Genomic DNA, 2,495 nt, shown 5'->3' on the forward strand with positions numbered 1-2,495 from the left:
TTGGTGGTGACGCGCCTTTTGCACGGTCGCAGCGGCACCACACTTTTTGGCCCGGCGGCACGGGCCTTGAATGATTTCTGGCGCACGGCACTGCCTATTTCGGCGCTATGGATAGTGTTGTTGCCGCTTAGCGCTTCTGATCCCAATGTCGGGCGCCATCTGAATCTGGGGCAGTTGCTGGTCTGGTTGCCGTTGGCATTGCCCGGCCTGCTGGTTCAGACCGGCAGTGAAGAATTGCTGTTTCGCGGCTACCTGCAACAACAGCTTGCCGCGCGGTTTCACTCTCCTCTGGTCTGGGCGGTGCTGCCATCATTGCTTTTTGGGGCGTTGCACTATGCACCGGCTGAATTTGGACCCAATGCGCTGTTGATGACCGCGTGGGCCACGCTTTTTGGCCTGTTCGCAGCGGACCTGACCGCCCGCACGGGCAGTCTTGGGGCGGCAATGGGGTTTCACTTTGCCACCAATTTCGCGGCTGTTTTTCTGGTTGGGCTTTACGGAAACCTTGATGGGCTGGCGCTGTTCAACCTTGTGATCAACACCCGCGATCCGGCGCAGGTGATCCCGTTTTTAACGCTTGATCTGTTGGCAATGGTGGTGTCATGGCTGCTTGCGCGATTGGCTTTGCGCTGCTGACACCTTGCTGCCGATGCGAAGCGTTGATTGCAATTCCCGCTTGGCCAGACTATTTCAGGCCAGATTGTATCCACCGGGGCTGAACAGATGAACTGGATCTCGAACTACGTCCGACCCAAGATCAACTCGCTCTTCTCCCGCCGCGAGGTGCCTGACAACCTGTGGACAAAGTGCCCCGAGTGCGGAACGATGCTGTTTCACCGCGAACTGGCCGATAACCTCAACGTTTGCAGCAACTGCGACCACCACATGAACATCACCCCGCGCGAACGCTTTGCGGCGCTGTTTGACGGTGGCGTGTTCTCTGAGGTCAAGATCCCTGAACCAATCGTTGATCCCTTGGGGTTCCGGGACCAGAAAAAATACCCCGACCGCCTGAAAGCCGCACAAAAAGCCACCGCCGAAAAAGAGGCGATGCTGGTTGCCGAAGGCGAGATTGCGCGCACGCCGATCGTTGCCGCCGCGCAGGATTTTTCGTTCATGGCGGGGTCGATGGGCATGTATGTCGGCAACGCGATCATCGCGGCGGCTGAACGTGCGGTCAAACTCAAACGTCCGCTGGTGCTGTTTTCCGCAGCGGGTGGCGCACGGATGCAAGAAGGCATCCTGTCACTGATGCAGATGCCGCGCACCACGGTCGCGGTTGAAATGCTGCGCGAGGCGAAATTGCCCTATATCGTCGTGCTGACCCATCCCACGACGGGCGGCGTGACCGCATCCTATGCGATGTTGGGTGATGTTCATATTGCCGAACCGGGGGCGCTGATCTGCTTTGCCGGACCGCGCGTCATTGAACAGACCATCCGCGAAAAGCTGCCCGAGGGTTTCCAGCGCGCCGAATACCTGCTGGAACACGGCATGCTGGACCGTGTTACCCACCGGATGAAACTGCGCGACGAACTGGTCAGCCTCGTGCGGATGCTGACCCGGCAACCGCCGCCGGTCGCCGGGGAATTACCCGCGCCCAAGCCCGAGGTGCGGGCCAAATCCCCCGCCAGCCCCAAGATCACGGCCGAAACGGAATAACCGTCCGACGTGGTTCAATCATTATCAGCGGGTTAATGGGTGCCTGCCCATAGCGGGCAGACGCCCCCCTTGCCCGCCAAATCGTGCCGCAGGTCCGTCATGCCCCAGCCTTCTGACGTCATCCTTACCCGCCTGATGACGCTGCACCCAAAGATCATCGACCTCACGCTTGACCGGATGCAGCGGCTGTTGGCGGCGCTTGGCCACCCGGAACGCGCGCTGCCGCCGGTCATCCACATTGCCGGAACCAATGGCAAAGGCTCGACCCAGGCGATGATCCGCGCCGGGTTGGAAGCGATGGGCAAGACCGTTCACGCTTATACCTCGCCGCATCTGGCGCGGTTTCACGAACGTATCCGGGTTGCGGGCGACATCATCCCCGAACCGGCCCTCGCCGCCCTTCTGGATGAATGCGAGGCCGCCAACAAAGGCGTGCCGATCACCTTTTTTGAGATCACCACCTGTGCGGCCCTGCTGGCCTTTGCCCGCACCAAGGCCGACTATACCTTGTTGGAGGTTGGGCTTGGCGGGCGGCTGGACGCTACCAATGTCATCGACAAACCTGCCCTGACGATCATCACCCCGGTTTCGGTCGATCATCAGCAATATCTGGGCGAAACGCTACCTGAAATTGCCGGTGAAAAGGCGGGCATCATCAAACGGGGGGTGCCCTGCATCGTTGGCCCGCAGGCCGACGCCGGGCTTGCCGTGATCGAGGCGCGCGCCGCGCGGTTGGGCGCGCCCCTATTGGTTTCGGGTCAGCACTGGCACGCCGCAGAAGAACGCGGACGCATGGTGTTTCAGGATGAATCGGGTCTATTGGACCTGCCGCT

The 2,495-nt window shown here is 60.7% G+C and carries 3 protein-coding genes; all 3 read left to right on the forward strand.

What is annotated here, in order from left to right:
• The coding region (locus ACM62R_RS00515; protein ID WP_415182114.1) for a lysostaphin resistance A-like protein at positions 1-636 on the forward strand (636 nt) is incomplete at its 5' end.
• A gap of 87 nt (positions 637-723) precedes the next feature.
• Positions 724-1,662: an acetyl-CoA carboxylase, carboxyltransferase subunit beta gene (gene accD, locus ACM62R_RS00520; protein ID WP_415182116.1), complete on the forward strand. Its 939-nt coding sequence runs from the start codon at positions 724-726 to the stop codon at positions 1,660-1,662.
• A 99-nt stretch (positions 1,663-1,761) separates the two neighbouring features.
• Positions 1,762-2,495 (forward strand): bifunctional folylpolyglutamate synthase/dihydrofolate synthase (locus ACM62R_RS00525; protein ID WP_415182115.1); only part of this gene is annotated, 734 nt, incomplete at its 3' end.

The organism is Phaeovulum sp. (genome assembly GCF_047638075.1).
Lineage (GTDB): Bacteria > Pseudomonadota > Alphaproteobacteria > Rhodobacterales > Rhodobacteraceae > UBA6197.